Raw genomic sequence first — 17,263 nt, forward strand, 5'->3', positions numbered from 1 at the left:
GCCCCGATGCCGGAAACCACCCGCCGTGAGTCATCATTCGGGAGATCGTATGCCCGGGTGGGTCCGCGGATGGACGCCCGCGGCGCAGCAGAGCACCGCCGCCGGCTCGTCGCGCCGGCGCACGGCTTCGTCATCGAAATCGGGGCGGGCTACGGGGCCACCTTCCCGTTCTACCCTTCCACGGTGTCCGGCGTGCTGGCCCTCGAACCGGACCCCACGCTCCGTGCGCTGGCCCTCGCCGCCGCCGGCAAGGCGCCTGTGCCCGTCACGGTGAGGGACGGCGTGGCGGAAGCGCTGCCGGCGGCGGATGACTCGGCCGACGTCGTCGTCTCCAGTTTGGTGCTTTGCAGCGTGGCGGACCCGCCCCTCGCCCTGGCGGAGGTGGTCCGGGTCCTGCGCCCCGGCGGCCTGCTGCTGTTCTACGAACATGTCCGCTCAGCGCACCGCCTGTTGGGGGCCGCCGAAGACCTGCTCACACCGCTGTGGGGCCGGATGGCAGGCGGATGCCACCCGAACCGTGACACCGCAGCCATGATCGCCGCGGCAGGCCTGAGCGTGCAGGGCATCGAGCGCTTCGGCTTTTCGGTGCTTCCCGGCAATCCGCGGCTGGCCCACGTCCTCGGCATGGCGGGCAAATCCTGACCCCGCCCCGGCACAACGAAGAGGGGCGCCTGCCCCGATGGCAGAAACCCCTCTCATGATTTCGCTCCGGCTGAGCCGGCCTGGATTTGCTAGGCCTTCTTGGGCGGCAGGGCCAGCTTGAAGATCTTCGCCCACGTGGAGCCGACCTGCTTCAGCAGCGGACCCGTGGTGTACGGCAGTCCGTAGCGCTTGCAGATCTCCTGCACCTTCGGCTGCACCTCCGCGTAGCGGTTCGAGGGCAGGTCCGGGAACAGGTGGTGCTCAATCTGGTGCGAGAGGTTGCCGGTCATGAGGTGCATGAACTTGGAGCCGGAGATGTTGGCCGAGCCGATCATCTGCCGCACATACCAGTCACCGCGGGTCTCGCCCTCCACCATTTCCTCGGTGAAGGTGTCGGTGCCTTCGGGGAAGTGGCCGCAGAAGATCACTGCGTGCGCCCACACGTTGCGGACGGCGTTGGCGGTCAGCGTGCCGTAGAGGGCCTGCTTGCCGGAACCGGTCAGCATGGCGACGGCGGGAGTGGCGGCGTAGTCCTTGGTGAACTGCGTCAGTGCCTTGCGGCCGAGGGCCTTCAGGTCCTTGGTCAGGGCTTCCTTGGACTTCCGGCCCTCTTTGTAGTCCACCAGTTCGAGGTCGTAGATCGCGATGCCCCACTCGAAGACCGGTGCCAGCAGCGCGTTGTACAGCGGGTTGCCCAGGTTGAAGGGCGTCCATTTCTGGTCCGGATCCATCCGCAGCAGGTTGTATCCGATGTCGTTGTCCTTGCCGACCACATTTGTCCAGCGGTGGTGGAGATCGTTGTGGGTGTGCTGCCAGGAGCGCGCGGGGGTGACGAAGTCCCATTCCCAGGTGGTGGAGTGGATGTCCGGGTCCCGCATCCAGTCCCACTGCCCGTGCAGGATGTTGTGCCCAAGTTCCATGTTTTCCAGGATCTTGGCGAAGCTCAGCAGCGCGGTGCCGGCGAACCAGGCGGGCTTCTTCTTGCTGACAAGGAGCAGGGCACGGCCGGAGAGCTCCAGGCCGCGCTGGATCTTGATCATGCGGCGGATGTAGGCGGCATCGGCGGACCCGCGCTTGGCGAGGATGTCATCCTTGATGGCGTCGAGTTCGCGCCCCAGCTCCGCCACCTGCTCGTCGGAGAGGTGGGCGGCCGCGGGCGGACGCAGCAGCGGGCTGCCGGTCTCGGCGAGGGCGCCGGGCCGCGTCTTCGCGACCGTGACGACCTTCGCTGTGTCGGCTGAACCGCTGGTGGCGGGGGTGTCGGCGTCGGAAAGGTCCGGTTTGTTGGAAACAATCGTCATGCGGTGATACTCCTCAGAGGTCGAGGTTAACGGGGCCGGCGGCTGCCGACACGCACGTCTGGATTAGTTGGCCGGGCTCGCCGTGCACTTCGTTGGTGCGCAGGTCACGGACGTGGCCTGCCCGCAGCGGGATGAGGCAGCTGTGGCAGATACCCATCCGGCAGCCGCTGGGCATGAGGATGCCGGCGTCCTCGCCGACATCGAGCAGCGGGGTGTCGCCATCGGCCTCGACTTCACGGTCGGAGGCCTCGAAGGTGACCAGGCCGCCGTCGTGCCCGGCGCCGCCGGCGAGGCTGGTGCTGAAGCGTTCGATGGTCAGGGTGCCCGAGCTGGCCGCGGCCTGCTGGGCGTCCTCCGCTTCGGCCTCCCACAGCGCCTCGGCGTCGTTGAGGAACCCTTCCGGACCGCATGCGTAGGCGGCGCGCTGGCGCCAGTCCGGGCAGAGCCGGTCCAGGTCGGCGGCCGAGGTGAAGTCCAGCCGTCCGCTCTCACCGGTGAACCAGTGCGTGACGCGCAGGTTGGGGAACTGGTCGGCGAGCTCGGCGAGTTCTTCACGGAAGATGGTGTCCGCGGCGGTGCGGGCGGTGTGGATCAGGACGACGTCCGAATCCGGGCGGTGCGGAACGAGCGTGCGGATCATCGACATCACCGGGGTGATCCCGCTGCCGGCCGTGAGCATGAGCAGCGGCCGCGGATGCTCGGGCAGGACGAAATCGCCCTGCGGGGGCGCCAGGAACAGGACGTCGCCGGGCTTGGTGCCGCGCACGAGGGCCCCGGAGACGGCGCCCATGTCGGTCACGGTGATTGCCGGGTCCTGTCCGGCGGGGGCGCTGAGCGAGTAGGACCGCCAGTGGCGGACACCGTCGAGCTCGACGCCAATACGGGCCCACTGGCCGGCAAGATGTGCTTGCCAGCCGCGGCCGGGACGGAAGAAAATGGTGGCGGAATCGGCCGTTTCTGGAACCACCCTGGTGACTACGCCGCGCAATTGGCGGGCGGAAAACACAGGATTGAACAGCGACAGAATGTCTTCTGGAGCTAGTGGGGTGGTCAGTAGAGATGCGGCGCGCGCCAGCTTACGGAGCCGGATCATTCATCAAGCTTATGTCAGATTGCGCCATACTTCTTCACCCAAGGCATACGATCGACTCAAGAAAACTATCCCGCCGCAACAACTCATCGGACTGTTCATGAACACATCCCCTGCCCGGGAGCCTGCCGGCCCCACCCCCGCCTACGATCCTCCCTGGCTGGCCCTGCCGCGGGAGGTCAGCGACATGCTGCGGCCGCGGATGCCCGGCATTGTGGAGGCCATCATCGAAGCCGTCCCGCAGCTCGTCCCGGCATACGCCAGGCCGATCGAGGGGCGCTTTGGCAGGGGGCTGCGCAGGGGCGTGGCCGCGGCACTGGACCGCTTCCTGCAACTGCCCGGGACCCGGCTGCCAGCGCTGTCCGAGGAAAGCCGGGAGCTGGTGGCCGGGCTGGGCAGCGGCGAGTTCCGGCAGGGGCGGAGCATGGACGCGCTCCTGAGCGCCTACCGGATGGGCGCCCGCGTGACGTTCCGGGAGATGTCCAAAGTCTCAGTCGAACACCATCTGGGCCAGGGCGTCGTGGTGGATCTGGGCGAATCGATCCTCGCGTACATCGATGAGCTGTCGGCGGTCAGCGCCGAGGCCTACGCCTTTGAGCAGTCCGAACGGGCCGGAGCAGTGGACCGGCGGCGCACCGAACTGCTGGACCTGCTCCTGCTCGGCCAGGCCGACGAGGCGGCCCTGCGCCAGACGGCGGCGATGGCGGACTGGTCCCTGCCCCAGCGCATGGCGGTGGTGACGCTGCCGCTGGACCGCGCGGCCGGGCTGCGGCTGCGCCTGGGCCCGGGCACCCTTGTGATTGAGCGCGAGACCGATGTTGTCGCCCTGGTGCCGGCGCGGATGTCGCGCTCCGCCCGGGACGACCTGGACCGTGCCCTGAAGGGGCGCGGCGCTTCCGTGGGACCGGCCGGGGGCTGGGAGAGGGTTCCGGATTCGCTGCGGCTGGCCGTGCTGGCCGCCGCAGCACTGCCTCCGCGGGAGGGACCGGATGACCCCCCGATCTGGGCCGACGAGCACTTGGCGCAGGTGATTCTCGGTGCAGAACCCTCGGCGATCACCGAACTCGCCAACCGCCGGCTCGCGCCGCTGGAAGGGCTCCGGCCCGCACAGCGCGACCGGCTCGCCGAAACCCTGCTCTCCTGGTTGCGCCACTGGGGCCAGCGGGCGCCCGTGGCCGCCGAGCTCGGGATCCACCCGCAGACCGTGGGCTACCGGGCGGCCCAGCTGCGCGAGCTCTTTGGCGACGCCCTCGAGGACCCAACGGCGCGCTTCGAACTCGAACTGGCCCTGCACGCCGGCCGGCGGTAGGCCAAGCCCGTCGGGCGGACCGCAGGTTACCCGGCGAGCGCCCGCCGGCTGTGGAGCCGCAGCTCCAGGTCGTGCATCACGAGCGCCGCCAGGTCCTCCAGCGCGGCAGTGTCCTCATCGCTAAACTCGCGGGGCTCACGGTCCAGGATGCAGAAGGTGCCCAGGTTGTAGCCGTCCGGAGTGCGCAGCGGCACCCCGGCATAGAACTGCAGGCCGAACTCGCCTGCCACGAGGGGGTTGGCCAGCGTCCGGGGATCGTTGACAGCGTCCCGGACAATCCAGGCATCGCCCTGCAGGACGGCGGAGGCGCACAATCCGGGGTCCCGGCCGATTTCGGTGACATCCGTGCCGTGGTGGGACTTGAACCAGATGCGGTCATGGTCCACAACACTGACAATCGCCACGGGCACCGAGAACATGCGTGCGGCCAGCGCCGCGATCCGGTCAAAGACGCCGTCCGCGGGAGTGTCCAGGATCCGGTACCGCTCGACCGCACGCATGCGCCCTTCTTCGTCGGTCAACAGCGCGGCCGGGTCCCGGCGGCGGCGCCCTGTGCCGTTGATGACTTCCTGGCGCAGGGCCAGGGACACTTCCCGGGCCGGCGGGCGGGCGGCCGGATCCCTGTCCAGCATGGAGGTCAGCAGGGCCGCCCACATGGGCGCGATGTCTTCGGGGACGTCCGGGTCGTGGAGCAGCCGGGCCAGGGCGGACTGCACCGGCGCGCCCGGATAAGCCACTTTCCCTGTCAGGCCTTCCAGCAGGACCAGCCCCAGCGAATAGACGTCGCTGGCGGGGCCAGCCGGTTCGCCGGCCGCCTGTTCAGGGCTGAGGTAGGCCGGGGTGCCGGAGCTGTCATCGGGGTCGCCGTGGTGGCCTTCGCGGATGGTGATGGCCACACCGAAGTCGCTGAGTTTGGCGCGGGCGCGCCGGTCCTCGACGCTGTAGTCCACGAGCAGGATGTTGGCCGGCTTGACGTCCCGGTGGATGATGCCGTGGTGGTGGATGTGCGCAAGACCGTCGGCGAGATCGTGTCCGATCAGCGCCATGTGGGCCGCCGACAGCGGACCCTCGGCCGAGCGGCGGCGCAGGTCGGGGCCGCGGACGAGTTCCATCACCAGATAACTGAGCCGGCGGGTCGGGTCACTGAGGTCCGTGCCGGCGTCGAACAGTGTCACGAGGGCGTGGTGGGCCATCCCCGCCAGGATCCGCACTTCATCGGCCTGCCTGCGGGTCCGCTCTTCGTCCACTGTCCCCTCGCGGAAGAGTTTGACTGCCACTTCACGCCCCAGGACCTCGTCCGTGGCACGGTACACGCTCGATTGGCTGCCCCTGCCAATGAGTTCTTCGATCCGGTAGCGCCCGCTGAGCAGGAAACCGGGGTCCATGGTTGTCAAAGGTCTACGTGGTCCCTCTAATGGGGCCGCCGCTGGAAGCGGGCGGATCAGTCCAAAGCCGGGACAAATCCCGGCACCCGCACCATAAGCAAGCTTACTTATCATAACGCGGAAACCGGATTCCGGAAGACTTCCCTGGAGTCTTTCGGTCCGCCGCCTTGGGCTATTTTGCGGGGTTGTGGGTCCCGATCGGCACCAGGGTGAGATCAGGGTGGTTCTTTTCGATCCGGCGCAGGGCCCAGACGTCGTTGAACAGGGCCAGGTATTCCCCGTCGGAGCGCAACAGGACTTCGGCGCCGGGGACGTTGGCCAGCGCCGGCATGGCGTCGGCGGTCGAGATCCGGGCCATGGAATACGGGAGCCGCTCCAGCCGCATCGGGGCGCTGAAGTCGTGCGCCATGCGGTCCTCGACCACTTCGAACTGCATGGGGCCGACGGCGGCAAGAACGGGCGCCTGGTCACCGCGGATGTCGGAGCGGAGCACCTGGATGACACCCTCGTGCTCTAGTTGTTCGATGCCGCGGCGGAACTGCTTGAACCGGCTCGGGTCCTTGGAGCGCGCCACCTGGAAGTGTTCCGGGGCGAACAGCGGGATCGCCGGGAACTCCACGGGCTGGTCCAGGAACAGGCTGTCCCCCACCCGGAGGGAGGAGGCGTTCACGAGCCCCACCACATCGCCCGGGAAGGCCTCGTCGATCACCTCGCGTTCGCGGCCGAAAACCTGCTGGGCGTACTTGGTGGCGAAGGATTTCCCCGTCCGGGTCTGGGTGACCACCATGCCGCGCTCGAACATGCCGGAGCAGACACGGATGAAGGCAACGTGGTCGCGGTGGGCCTTGTTCATGCCGGCCTGGACCTTGAAGACGAACCCGGCGAACGGGGCATCCACGGGGCGGGGGTCGCCGTCGACGTCGGGCCGCGGGGCAGCGGGCGGGGCGAAGTCAACGAGGGCGTCGAGGATTTCCTTGACGCCGAAGTTCAGCGCGGCCGAGCTGAACAGGATCGGCGTCGCCTTGCCGGCGTGGAAGGCCGCGACGTCGAACGCCAGGTTGGATTCGATGACCAGCCCGGCCTCGTCCACGGCGTTGGACCAATCGTCGCCCTGGCTGGCGGCGGCCTCGTCGGGGGTGAAGTATTCGGTGAGGGCGATGTTGGCGCCGGCGTTGTTGCGCTTGAACTGCGCGAAGCGGTCGTTGCGCAGGTCCCAGACGCCGCGGAAGTCGCCGGAGATGCCAACAGCCCAGGTCAGCGGCATCGGCTGCAGGCCGGTGCGCTCGGTGATCTCGTCCATCAGCGCCAGGGCGTCCAGGCCGGGCCGGTCCCACTTGTTGATGACCGTGATGATGGGCAGGTTGCGCTGCTTGCAGACCTCGAAGAGCTTCATGGTCTGGGTTTCCAGGCCCTTCGCTGCGTCGACCAGCATGACGGCACAGTCCACGGCCGCGAGCACGCGGTAGGTGTCCTCGGAGAAGTCGGCGTGGCCCGGGGTGTCCAGGAGGTTGATGACGGTGTCCCGGTAGGCGAACTGCAGAGCGGCAGAGCTGATGGAGATGCCGCGGTCCTTTTCCATCTGCATCCAGTCCGAGACCGTCTCCTTGCGGTTGGCCTTTCCGCTGGAGGCGCCGGCCGTGCCGATCACCTTTGCGTGCAGCGCCAGGGCCTCCGTCAGGGTGGATTTGCCGGCGTCGGGGTGCGAAATGACCGCGAAAGTCCGGCGCCGGGCCGCCTGCTTGTGAATCTCCTGGACTCGGGCGGGGCTGAGGACTTCTTGAGACACGATGCTACTTTCGCTGCGGCAGTGGACGGGTCACGGCGCGGAGAGCCCGCGGTACACCCAAGGATCCAAGTTTATCGCAGGCCGCGGACCACGGTCGAAGCTGCGTCCCGACCGCGCATGAAGCTGCGCGAGGCCCGGGCACAAAGCTGCGGCCTTGGGGCACCAAAATGCCGTCACGGACGGCGCCCGGGGCAGCCCTTCAGGAGGCCCGCGGCGGCACGCCGCAATGGACCACTTTAAGGCTTGCCTGTGCGGAAGTGGCCTTGCTTTACCCCTATCATGGGGAGAGCGGGGAACTGAGTACTTTGATCCTGCCGGGAGACCCTGGAATCCGGCGCACTTGCAGGCTCGTCCCTGCACCTTTGAAGGGAAATCTATGGCTCGGAGCCCTGAAGATGCGCTCAAGGCGACCCTGGCCAGGGTGGCACCGGGCACAGCCCTCCGCGACGGCCTGGAACGCATCCTCCGCGGCCGGACCGGCGCGCTGATCGTGCTGGGCATCGACAGGACCATCGAGTCCATCTGTTCGGGCGGCTTCGAGATCGGCATCGACTTCTCCCCCACCCGGCTGCGGGAACTGGCGAAGATGGACGGCGCCATCGTCTGCGACAAGGATGCCAGCAACATCCTGCGCGCGGCGGTCCAGCTCGTCCCGGATTCGAGCATCGAAACGCAGGAATCGGGCACCAGGCACCGGACCGCGGAACGCGTGGCCATCCAGACGGGCGTCCCGGTCATTTCGGTCAGCCAGTCAATGCAGATCATCGCGCTGTACGTGCACGGGCTGCGCCACGTCCTGGAGGGCTCCGAAAAGGTACTGGCCCGCGCCAACCAGGCCCTGGCAACCCTGGAACGCTACCGCTCGCGCCTGGACCAGGTCACCAGCTCGCTCTCGGCCCTGGAAATCGAGGCCATGGTGACGGTCCGTGACGTCGCGGTCACCCTGCAGCGCCAGGAAATGGTGCGCAGGATCTCCGAGGAAATCTCCCAGTACGTCCTGGAACTGGGCGAGGACGGCCGCCTGCTCTCGCTGCAGCTGGACGAGCTCACCGTCGGCCGCGGCCCGGGCAGCGACGTCATCATCCGCGACTACTCCGGGCCGGCCGCAACAGCGGAGGACATCGACAAAGCGGTCAAGGCCCTCGTCAGCCTGGGCCCAACCGAGCTGATCGACCTGGGCAAGATCGCCGGGATCGTCGGCTTCGCCGGCGGCGAGGCCAACCTCGACGCCGTCGTGCAGCCGCGCGGCTACCGCCTGCTCTCCGGGCTCAAGGCCGTGCCGAAGGCCGTCGCCGACCGGCTCGTCGACCACTTCGGCGGCCTGCAGTTCCTGATGGCGGCAACAATCGATGACCTCATGACCGTCGACGGGATCGGTGACCAGCGTGCCAGGACCGTCAGGGAGGGCCTGAGCCGCATGGCCGAGGCCAGCCTGCTGGACCGCTTCCTCTAATCCCCTCCACAAGCCCACCGGGGGGTAATCGGGGGGGTAACAGGAGTTATGCGGGTCAGCTGAGCTGGAACACGGCCTTGGGGCTGTTCTTGTTCGCCAGGCGCGCGGTGAAGACGTAGTAGGCGCCGCCGGCACCGGGCGTGGCCTCGACGGGCTCGCAGCCCTGCACCGTGCGGTTGCGCTGCCACGGGAAGTTCGCCGTCTCGCTCTTGCCCGGAGCAATGGTCTTCATCAGGTCCGCGCTCTCCGCCTGGCAGTCCTTGGAGGAGAAGATCCGGTCCGAGCCGCTGGTGATCATGTACTCCATCTGCGACGTCCCGATGTTGACCTCGCACGGGACCTTGTTGTTGTTGGTCACCGTGAGGCTCAGCAGCGGCTTCTCACCGGCGGCGTAAGCCTGTTTGTCGGTGGCGGCCGTAACGGTGATCAGATTCTGCTCGCAGCCCTCCCCCGATGTGGCCGTGGGTGAGGCGGAAGCCTCCCCGGACGCCGTCGGGCTCCCCGACGCGGAGCCAGCCGGGCTGGCCGCCGGCGACGCTCCTGCCCCGGACGGCTGGGCGCCGGAAGACGGGCCCCCGCCCATGGCATTCGAGACCGCCACAAAGCCGCCGAAGGCCACTGCGATGACGAGCAGCAGGACCACCCCTGCAAACAGCCGGCGGCGGCGGTAGACCCGGCGCAGCGGGGGCCGTCCGGATTTGCGCCCGGATTGCCCCGGGGCCAAACCTTTCGGCCGCGAACCGCCCGTACCTGAAGTGCCTTGCCTGACCATTCTTCTAGCCTAGAGAACCGCGCGGGCTATGGCGCCCGACCACGCCGCGGGACCTGACGCCGTCCCGATCCGTTACCCCGATCTATTACGCTGAATGGATCGAAACTCTAGCCCCCACGCCCCCCGTATCCGCCGCGGCACCGCGGGGCCCCCTGCCCGCCAGGGCGCCCGGCCGTGCCGACAATCTCCCAGCGCTCCATGCGGCCCTGGATGACTGGTTCGCGTCCAACGCCAGGGATCTGCCGTGGCGGGCCGCGGACTGCTCGCCCTGGGGTGTGCTGGTCAGCGAAGTGATGCTCCAGCAGACGCCGGTGGTCCGGGTCCTGCCGGTCTGGGAGGAGTGGCTGCGCCGCTGGCCGGAACCGGCAGATCTGGCCGGCGAACCCGCCGGGGAGGCCGTCCGGTCCTGGGGCCGGCTGGGATATCCCCGGCGCGCCCTGCGCCTTCATGCTGCCGCCGTCGCCATCAGGGACAGCCACGGCGGGGCCGTCCCCGGCACCTACACCGAGCTCCTGGACCTGCCGGGCGTGGGCAGCTACACGGCCGCGGCCGTCGCCGCGTTCGCCTACGGATGCCGCGAAACGGTGGTGGACACGAACATCCGCCGGGTCCACGCGCGGCTGGTCACCGGCTCTGCCCTGCCGGCGCAGGCCCTGACCGCCGCCGAAATGCGGCTGGCGGCATCGCTGCTTCCGGAACGCCCCGGCGCCTCGGTGCGCTGGAACGCCGCGGTCATGGAACTCGGCGCCCTGGTCTGCACTGCGCGGTCCCCCAAGTGCGGCCAGTGCCCTGTCCGGGAGTCCTGCGCCTGGTTGGCGGCCGGGGAGCCGGCGCCGACGTACACGCCCAAGGGACAGGCCTGGCACGGCACGGACCGGCAGGTGCGCGGCGCCGTGATGGCCGTCCTGCGGGCAGCCGAGGAGCCCGTGGCGCCGGTCCTGTTCCACCAGGCTCCCGCGGACCTGGGCTTCGAACCGCAGGGCATCGGCATTCCGCTCGCGGCCCTGCACCGGCTCAACGCGGCCCCCGAGCAGCTGGAACGGGCGCTGGCAGGGCTGCTGGGCGACGGCCTCGCCGAACTGCACCAGGGCGGCTTCCGGCTCCCGGGCTGAGGATCTACGCTGGAGCATGCGCAAGCTGGCGGCCGCGGCCGTGCTGGTCCTCACCGCAGTCGTGGCTGTCGCGTGCCGGCCGGAGGCCGCCTGCCCGGCGATCGCCCAGGCGCCCGTTGTGTCGCTCACGGTGGACCGGGAGTACGCCCCGTCAGTGCGGACCATCCATCTGGCCGCGTGCCAGGACGGCCGCTGCAAGGAGGCGGACCTCGAACTGGTTCCCGGGAGCACGGCCGTGGACCAAGGCTGCGAGCCGGGCCCCTACGGCGGCGACGGCGTCTGCTCGGCCACTTCTTCGCCCGACGGCACCCTGACCGGAATGCTGATGATGGAGACGCTGAGCGCCAGCCGGATCGAGGTGACGGCCACGGGCACGGACACCGCCGGGAACCCGCTGCCGGCCAGGACCGCGGCGTTCACGCCCCGGGCGGCACACCCGTTTGGTGAGCAGTGCGGAACCTTCATCACCGCCAGCGTGGTGCTCGACGCGGCCGGCCTCCGCCAGACACCCTAGCGCTTACGGTTCTCCGAACCCCGAGCCGACCAGGCGTTCAAGGTAGTCGACCGCCTTGGCGGCGTCCGGGCCGCTGGCCTCCACGTGCAGGACGGTTCCCTTGCCGGCGGCAAGCATCATGAGCTCGGTCATGGAGGCGCCATCGGCGCCGTTCACGGTCACCTCGGCGTCCATGGCGGACAGGCCTCCGGCGATCTTCGCTGCCGGCCGGGCATGCATGCCGGTCTGGTTGACGAGCACAAAGTCACCGGTGGCGTCCGGCGGCTGCTGGTGCACATGCCCCGCCTCCGCGGGATGGGCGGGGGGCCGGTAGACGGCCTCGGCCGCGTCCTTCACCGCTGCCGCTTCGGCCCCTGCCTGGGCAGCCACCGCGGCCGCGACGAGTCCTTCGACGATGGGCGCGTCAGCAATCAGCACCGAGCCTGGATCGGCTGCAAACTCCGCAGCGGACTCGGCCGTCATCACCGCGGAGCCGAGGTCGGCGAGCACCACCACACCGTCACCGGCAGCCTGCTCCAGGGCCGCCATGACCTTGTCCAGGCTCGTGCCGATGCGGCCGTCGTCGGTGCCGCCGGCGGGGAGGATCAGGACGTCGGGAGCCATCTGCGCGGCGAGTTCGACGGCGCCGTCCGCGATCTTGGAGCTGTGCGAGACGACCACCAGCCGGACTGTCATTCGGCCGCTCCGGCCGCGGCGCGCAGAATCAGCGCGCTGGAGACCGCTCCGGGGTCGCGGTGGCCGATGCTGCGCTCCCCCAGGTAGCTGGCCCGGCCCTTGCGGGCGAGCATCGGATCCGTGGACACGGCGCCGGCTTCGGCGGCTTCCGCCGCGGCAAGCAGCACCTTTCTGACGTCCCCGTCGCCGTCGCCAGCCGCTGCGGCGGCCGCCTCGATCGCGGGAGTCCAGGCGTCCACCATGGTCTTGTCGCCGGATTCGGCCTTGCCGCGGGCGACGATCCCGTCGCGGGCGGCCTGCAGCGCGGCGGCGAGGGTGGCGGCGTCGACGTCGGAGCTCTCACCCAGGGCCGTGGCGGCCCGCAGGAACGCCGTGCCGTAAAGCGGGCCGGCCGCCCCGCCGACCTTGGACATCAGGGTCATGGCCGTCAGTTTCAGCGCCGCGGCCGGGGTTTCCGGCGGCGCCTCGGCAAGTTTGTCCATCACGGCCCTGAAGCCGCGGTCCATGTTCTCGCCGTGGTCCGAGTCCCCGATGGGCCGGTCCAGCTCGATCAGTTCCACCCGGTGTTCCGCCATGGCCTGCGCCGAAAGCGTCAGCCACCGCACCGCCCAGCCGACGTCCAAGCCCACGGTCAGACGCCCCAGCGAAGGGCCGGAGTGTGCACTGGAGCGTCCCAGAGCGTTGTCATCTCGTCATCGAGGCGCAGGACAGTGATGGAGCAGCCCTGCATTTCGAGGGAGGTGATGAAGTTGCCCACCAGGGAGCGGGCCACGGTGACGCCCTGCTCGGCCAGTTTCTGCGCGGCCCTGCGGTAGACGATGTACAGCTCGCTTTGCGGGGTGCCGCCCATGCCGTTGACGAACAGGAGCACCTGGTCCCCGGAAGCAAGGCCGAGGTCGCTGACCACCGGGTCCAGGAGCCGGTCGGTGATGCCGTCGGCGTTTTCCATCGGGATGCGGTGCCGTCCCGGTTCGCCGTGGATGCCGATGCCGATCTCGATCTCGTTTTCCTCGAGCTCAAAACTGGGCACCCCGGCATGAGGAACGGTGCAGGCGGACAACGCCACGCCCATGCTGCGCACGTTCTGGTTGACGCGGTCACCGATCGCGGCGACGGCGTCCAGGTTGTCACCGCGCTCGGCGGCCGCACCGGCAATTTTCTCGACCAGGACGGTGCCGCCGACGCCCCGGCGCCCGGCCGTGTACAGCGAATCCTCCACGGCGACGTCGTCGTTGACGAGCACGGTGCGGATCTCGACGCCTTCGGCCTGCGCGAGTTCGGCGGCGGTTTCGAAGTTCAGGACGTCACCGGTGTAGTTCTTCACGATGTGCACGACGCCGGCGCCGGAGCTTACGGCCAGCGTGGCCGGCAGGATCTGGTCCGGAGTGGGAGAGGTGAACACGGCGCCCGGGACGGCGGCGTCGAGCATGCCCAGGCCCACGTACCCGCCGTGCAGCGGCTCGTGTCCGCTGCCGCCGCCGGAGACGAGCCCGACTTTCCCTGCGACGGGAGCGTCCTTGCGCACGATGTATTTCGGGTCCGGGAAGACGGTCACGAGGTCGGCGTGAGCAAGCCCGAACCCTTCCACTGACTCGTCGACCACGGCTTTGGGATCATTGATGAGTTTCTTCATGGCGGTGCTCCCTGGATGGTGTCCTGGCTGCTTGCTTAGACCCTACTACCGGGGCACGGCCGGCGGTAGGCTCCCCGTTCCCCCGGCCCGGGCTCCCTGGCGGGCTGCGAATCCCGGGGCGGCGGGGTTGTGGCCGTGCGTTCCGAACCCACGCGCTTCAGGCTTGTTGGTCGGCCCACGCCGGAGAATGCGGCCAGGCATCGACGCCCAGCCATGAGAACGGCGGCGCGGCGAGCCGGCCCTTGCGGGCGCGGGACGCGGCCGGCGGTCCTGACGCGGCAGATACCGCCCCGGCGGTCTGCCCCGTCACGCCGGCGCCGGCGCCGGGCGAGGAGTGGTTGGCGGGCTCGGGCGGCAGCGCTTCCAGCGGCTGGTCCGGCGGCCCTGCCGGAGCGCTGGCGATTGACCTGTGGATTGCGGAGAGATCGGGAAAAATCACGGCTTTGTGCAATTTTTTGCCTCCGGAAGTATGGCGGCCCACCCCCTGGGCCGGCATCAGTTTATCCATCAAATTTATTGAAGGGAAGCCCTGCGTGGACGTCGAGTTCCTGGCGGCCGCCGATGCCGGCGCCGCCTTCGCCGGCCGGGGCCGCCCTCGCCGGCCGGGGCGCAGCCCTCGCTGGCCCGGGCGCAGCCGCACCCCGGCGGGGGCTACAGCTCCTTGATCATCCTGGTGTTGCCCAGCGTGTTCGGTTTAACCCGCGCCAGGTCCAGGAACTCGGCCACGCCTTCGTCGTGCGAGCGCAGGAGCTCGGAATACACCACGGGGTCGACGGCGGTCTGGTCAGCCATGACTTCAAAGCCGTGCTTCTTGAAGAACTCCACTTCGAACGTCAGGCAGAAGACCCGGGAGACTCCCAGCGCGCGGGCATCCTCCAGCAGGCGCTCCACCAGCGCGTGGCCCACGCCCTTGCCGCGCCAGGCGTCCGAGGCCGCGAGGGTGCGGACCTCGGCGAGGTCCTCCCACATGACGTGCAGCGCCCCGCAGCCGATCACCTCGCCGTCTTCGGATTCTGCGATCCGGAACTCCTGCAGGCTTTCGTAATAGGCCACGGTTTCCTTGGCCATGAGGATCCGCTGGTCAGCCAGCGGCGCCACGAGGGTCTTGATGGCGCCAACGTCGTCGGTGCGGGCGGGGCGGATGCGGATCGTCTCAGTGGCGGTCTCAGTCACGGTCTCAGTCACAGCCCAATCTTACGGGTGCCCCGGGCGCGGCCGGCTCCCTGCCGGCACGGCCCCGGGCCGTCAGAGACCTAGTTCGTCGGGGACGGGAACGTCCTTGTCCAGCAGGTTCCTGGCCAGGAAGTGCTCCACGACGCCGTACCAGACCTTGGCGTGCTGCGGCTGAAGGATCCAGTGGTTCTCGTCCGGGAAATACAGGAAACGGTGGTCCGTTTCGCCGTTTCCGTCCGCCGCCAGCTGCGACTTGGCGAGCAGCTCGTACCAGAGCCGGAGTCCCTCGCCGATCGGTACGCGGTAGTCCTTGTCGCCATGGATGACCAGCATGGGAGTGCGGATGTTCTCCACGTGCAGGTGCGGGGAGTTCTCCAGCGCCATCTCTGCCGTCATCTCCTTGAGCCAGTACTGCGCGGCGTCGGTGGTGGGGCCGAACTGGTCCAGGGCCCAGAGGCTGGCGTGCGTGACGATTGCCTTGAAGCGGTCCGTCTGCCCGGCCACCCAGTTGGCCATGTACCCGCCGAACGAGCCGCCCATGGCGGCCGTGCGCGTCTGGTCGATGTCGGAGCGCTGCACGACGGCGTCGGTGATGGCCATCAGGTCGGTGAACGGAGCCTTGCCCCATTCCCCCCAGCCCCGCTGGATGTGGTCCTGACCGTAGCCGGTGGAAAGGGCAGGGTCCGGGAGCAGCACCGCGTAGCCGCGCGCCACCAGCAGCCACGGGTTCCAGCGCCACGTCCAGGCGTTCCAGGATCCCAGCGGGCCGCCATGGATCCAGAGCAGCAGCGGGGCCGGGGCCGCGGCGGACGCGCCCTCGGGCAGGGCCAGGTACGCGGGCACACGGGCGCCGTCGGCCGCCGTCGTCTCCACGCGCTCCAGCGTGCCCTTGAAGTGCGGGCGTTCCGCGGGCGCGGGCAGGCGGACGACGTCACCGGAGGCGAGGTCGATCCGCACAGGTTCGGCGGGGAATTCGTAGGAGCTGCGCAGGGCGTAGGCGCTGCGTCCGTCCGGTGCGACGACGACGTCGGTGTACGCCGCGGCGTCGGCCGTCAGGCGTAGCACCTGGGCCGCCCCGTCCGGGTCTCCGGCCACACCGATCCGGAATACCGGCGATGCGCCGTCCTCGTCGGCGGTGACCAGCAGGGCCGATCCGTCCGGCAGCCATGCGGCGGGGCGGGCCCAGCGGTCCCAGTCATGGGCGAGCGGCGTCAGGGCGCTGCCCCCTGCCGCCAGGCCAGTGACGTGGAGGAGGTGCAGCTTGACCTGCGGCGCCGCCAGCGGCGTGGTGTCGCTTTCGCTGACCACCACCAGGCTCCGGCCGTCCGGGCTGACCGGGCCCGGGAAGTAGCTCAGGCCTTCCGTGTCCAGCAGGACCGTGCGGGTGCCGGTGGCGACGTCGATGGCGACCAGCACGGAACGTGAATCGGCGTTGGCGAGGGGCTTGGCGAAGCTGCTGTAGATCGTCGTGCCGTCCGGACTGAGCACCGATTCGGCGTCCCTGAGCCGCGTTCCGGCGTCGGGCGTCAGGTTGCGCAGCTTCAGCGGCGGCGCGGCGTCGACGGTGGCCGGCTTTCCGGCCTCCAACGGGTCTCCGGGTTCGACGGCGAACAGCCGCGGCTGCGCCGGGCCCAGGTCCGCGTCCCAGTAGCGGACTGGGTAGCCGCTGTGCAGGATGGCCGCGACCTTGTTGTCCTTGCGCGCTTTCCGGCGTTCCTCGTCATTGTCCTCGTCCGTGGAGCCTGCCAGGACCGAGGCCGCGACCACCACGGTGTCGGCGTCCTTGGCGGCGTGGACCCCGCCGATTCCGCCGGCCCGGGACAAGGCCACCCGGGCTTCGCCGCCGTCGGACGGCAGGATCCATAGGGCGTTCACCGGGTCTGCCTCGGGGCTCTCCGGATCGGGACGGGCCGAGGTGAAGTACAGGTCGCCGTTGGCGGCAAACACCGCACCGGCCTCCCCCTTGGCGCTGCGCGTGATCCGGCGGGCCTGTTTGGCCCCGCCCGGATCCACCTCCCACAGCGCGGTGCAGTATTCGGTGCCCTTCGCGCCGAGGGTCGCCACTGTGGTCACCAGCCGGGTGCCGTCCGGGCTCAGCGTCAAACCGCTCACTCTGGGGATCGCGAGGTAGTGGTCCAGATCGTGGAAGGGGGTCTCGGGTTGTTCGCTCAGGGTCTCTGAGTCCTTAGCAGCCATGCACCGATTCAACACCGAATGTGGCATCGATCACAAAACGTTCACTAAGAGTGAAACATTGCTTTCAGATAGGGCTCCCGAATCATGCGGGACGGGCCCTGGCGCTTTAGCACGGACACCGCCCACCGTTCGCCGAAGATGGCCGCTAAGCCAGCTCCCATAGCGGCCATCTCTGGCAAATGGTTCACGACGGCGGCGGGCAACGCAAAGGCCCCGCCGTCC

The 17,263-nt window shown here is 69.3% G+C and carries 16 protein-coding genes; 5 read left to right on the forward strand and 11 right to left on the reverse strand.

The features are described 5' to 3' along the window. The first annotated feature begins 6 nt into the window (after window positions 1-6). Window positions 7-642, forward strand: a complete 636-nt coding sequence (locus AC1DFR_RS10865) for a class I SAM-dependent methyltransferase (RefSeq protein ID WP_476849893.1) — start codon at window positions 7-9, stop codon at window positions 640-642. 89 nt (window positions 643-731) lie between these two features. Here the strand turns inward: AC1DFR_RS10865 and AC1DFR_RS10870 are convergent, their stop codons facing one another. Beyond that, window positions 732-1,943 carry a fatty acid desaturase family protein gene (locus AC1DFR_RS10870; protein ID WP_243178328.1) on the reverse strand — a complete coding sequence of 404 codons (1,212 nt, stop codon included), beginning with the start codon at window positions 1,941-1,943 and terminating at the stop codon, window positions 732-734. A 13-nt stretch (window positions 1,944-1,956) separates the two neighbouring features. After that, on the reverse strand, window positions 1,957-3,036 hold the full coding sequence (locus AC1DFR_RS10875) for a ferredoxin reductase (protein WP_028276907.1): 1,080 nt from the start codon (window positions 3,034-3,036) through the stop codon (window positions 1,957-1,959). A gap of 97 nt (window positions 3,037-3,133) precedes the next feature. Here AC1DFR_RS10875 and AC1DFR_RS10880 point away from each other — a divergent pair, with 97 nt between their 5' ends. Continuing rightward, window positions 3,134-4,342 (forward strand): PucR family transcriptional regulator, encoded by a 1,209-nt coding sequence (locus tag AC1DFR_RS10880; RefSeq protein ID WP_476849894.1) that lies wholly within the window; start codon window positions 3,134-3,136, stop codon window positions 4,340-4,342. Between the two features lie 26 nt (window positions 4,343-4,368). Here the strand turns inward: AC1DFR_RS10880 and AC1DFR_RS10885 are convergent, their stop codons facing one another. Then, window positions 4,369-5,727, reverse strand: a complete 1,359-nt coding sequence (locus AC1DFR_RS10885; protein WP_476873307.1) for a protein kinase domain-containing protein — start codon at window positions 5,725-5,727, stop codon at window positions 4,369-4,371. 172 nt (window positions 5,728-5,899) lie between these two features. Further along, complete coding sequence (locus AC1DFR_RS10890; protein WP_028276909.1) at window positions 5,900-7,513, reverse strand: peptide chain release factor 3; 1,614 nt, start codon at window positions 7,511-7,513, stop codon at window positions 5,900-5,902. A 376-nt stretch (window positions 7,514-7,889) separates the two neighbouring features. On the opposite strand from AC1DFR_RS10890, the gene disA reads away from it, so the two are divergent. Beyond that, a complete protein-coding gene (gene disA / locus AC1DFR_RS10895) occupies window positions 7,890-8,966 on the forward strand; it encodes a DNA integrity scanning diadenylate cyclase DisA (protein WP_018774911.1) in 1,077 nt (358 codons plus the stop codon). A gap of 55 nt (window positions 8,967-9,021) precedes the next feature. On the opposite strand, the gene AC1DFR_RS10900 is transcribed toward disA, so the two are convergent. Next, complete coding sequence (locus tag AC1DFR_RS10900; RefSeq protein WP_476873308.1) at window positions 9,022-9,738, reverse strand: hypothetical protein; 717 nt, start codon at window positions 9,736-9,738, stop codon at window positions 9,022-9,024. A gap of 275 nt (window positions 9,739-10,013) precedes the next feature. Here AC1DFR_RS10900 and AC1DFR_RS10905 point away from each other — a divergent pair, with 275 nt between their 5' ends. Next, window positions 10,014-10,850 carry an HhH-GPD family protein gene (locus tag AC1DFR_RS10905; RefSeq protein ID WP_476873309.1) on the forward strand — a complete coding sequence of 279 codons (837 nt, stop codon included), beginning with the start codon at window positions 10,014-10,016 and terminating at the stop codon, window positions 10,848-10,850. A 16-nt stretch (window positions 10,851-10,866) separates the two neighbouring features. After that, window positions 10,867-11,364 carry a hypothetical protein gene (locus tag AC1DFR_RS10910; RefSeq protein ID WP_476873310.1) on the forward strand — a complete coding sequence of 166 codons (498 nt, stop codon included), beginning with the start codon at window positions 10,867-10,869 and terminating at the stop codon, window positions 11,362-11,364. Between the two features lie 3 nt (window positions 11,365-11,367). Here the strand turns inward: AC1DFR_RS10910 and dhaM are convergent, their stop codons facing one another. The 6 genes from dhaM to AC1DFR_RS10940 all read right to left on the reverse strand — a co-directional run bounded on the left by dhaM (window position 11,368) and on the right by AC1DFR_RS10940 (window position 17,041). After that, window positions 11,368-12,039, reverse strand: coding sequence for a dihydroxyacetone kinase phosphoryl donor subunit DhaM (dhaM, locus tag AC1DFR_RS10915; RefSeq protein ID WP_476849900.1), 672 nt, complete (start codon window positions 12,037-12,039; stop codon window positions 11,368-11,370). Continuing rightward, on the reverse strand, window positions 12,036-12,668 hold the full coding sequence (dhaL, locus tag AC1DFR_RS10920) for a dihydroxyacetone kinase subunit DhaL (RefSeq protein ID WP_223914688.1): 633 nt from the start codon (window positions 12,666-12,668) through the stop codon (window positions 12,036-12,038). The genes dhaM and dhaL overlap by 4 nt, the downstream gene beginning before the upstream one ends. Window positions 12,669-12,670: 2 nt before the next feature. Continuing rightward, complete coding sequence (gene dhaK / locus AC1DFR_RS10925) at window positions 12,671-13,672, reverse strand: dihydroxyacetone kinase subunit DhaK (RefSeq protein WP_476849901.1); 1,002 nt, start codon at window positions 13,670-13,672, stop codon at window positions 12,671-12,673. A 157-nt stretch (window positions 13,673-13,829) separates the two neighbouring features. After that, the gene (locus AC1DFR_RS10930) at window positions 13,830-14,111 is read right to left on the reverse strand and encodes a hypothetical protein (RefSeq protein ID WP_476849902.1); all 282 of its coding nucleotides are present in this window, start codon (window positions 14,109-14,111) and stop codon (window positions 13,830-13,832) included. Between the two features lie 212 nt (window positions 14,112-14,323). Then, window positions 14,324-14,857 carry an amino-acid N-acetyltransferase gene (locus AC1DFR_RS10935; protein ID WP_476856122.1) on the reverse strand — a complete coding sequence of 178 codons (534 nt, stop codon included), beginning with the start codon at window positions 14,855-14,857 and terminating at the stop codon, window positions 14,324-14,326. Window positions 14,858-14,917: 60 nt separating this feature from the next. Beyond that, complete coding sequence (locus AC1DFR_RS10940) at window positions 14,918-17,041, reverse strand: S9 family peptidase (RefSeq protein ID WP_476873311.1); 2,124 nt, start codon at window positions 17,039-17,041, stop codon at window positions 14,918-14,920. Window positions 17,042-17,263 lie beyond the last annotated feature (222 nt).

The sequence above is a fragment of the Arthrobacter sp. 05T410 genome, from assembly GCF_056396505.1.

What these genes read in the sequence shown, in the direction of transcription:
- AC1DFR_RS10910 (WP_476873310.1), top strand. Translation starts at nt 10,867, where the DNA reads ATGCGCAAGCTGGCGGCCGCGGCCGTGCTGGTCCTCACCGCAGTCGTG.
- AC1DFR_RS10865 (WP_476849893.1), top strand. Translation starts at nt 7, where the DNA reads ATGCCGGAAACCACCCGCCGTGAGTCATCATTCGGGAGATCGTATGCC.
- AC1DFR_RS10940 (WP_476873311.1), bottom strand. Translation starts at nt 17,041, where the DNA reads ATGGCTGCTAAGGACTCAGAGACCCTGAGCGAACAACCCGAGACCCCC.
- AC1DFR_RS10885 (WP_476873307.1), bottom strand. Translation starts at nt 5,727, where the DNA reads ATGGACCCCGGTTTCCTGCTCAGCGGGCGCTACCGGATCGAAGAACTC.
- AC1DFR_RS10870 (WP_243178328.1), bottom strand. Translation starts at nt 1,943, where the DNA reads ATGACGATTGTTTCCAACAAACCGGACCTTTCCGACGCCGACACCCCC.
- disA (WP_018774911.1), top strand. Translation starts at nt 7,890, where the DNA reads ATGGCTCGGAGCCCTGAAGATGCGCTCAAGGCGACCCTGGCCAGGGTG.
- AC1DFR_RS10900 (WP_476873308.1), bottom strand. Translation starts at nt 9,738, where the DNA reads ATGGTCAGGCAAGGCACTTCAGGTACGGGCGGTTCGCGGCCGAAAGGT.
- AC1DFR_RS10875 (WP_028276907.1), bottom strand. Translation starts at nt 3,036, where the DNA reads ATGATCCGGCTCCGTAAGCTGGCGCGCGCCGCATCTCTACTGACCACC.
- dhaK (WP_476849901.1), bottom strand. Translation starts at nt 13,672, where the DNA reads ATGAAGAAACTCATCAATGATCCCAAAGCCGTGGTCGACGAGTCAGTG.
- dhaM (WP_476849900.1), bottom strand. Translation starts at nt 12,039, where the DNA reads ATGACAGTCCGGCTGGTGGTCGTCTCGCACAGCTCCAAGATCGCGGAC.
- AC1DFR_RS10880 (WP_476849894.1), top strand. Translation starts at nt 3,134, where the DNA reads ATGAACACATCCCCTGCCCGGGAGCCTGCCGGCCCCACCCCCGCCTAC.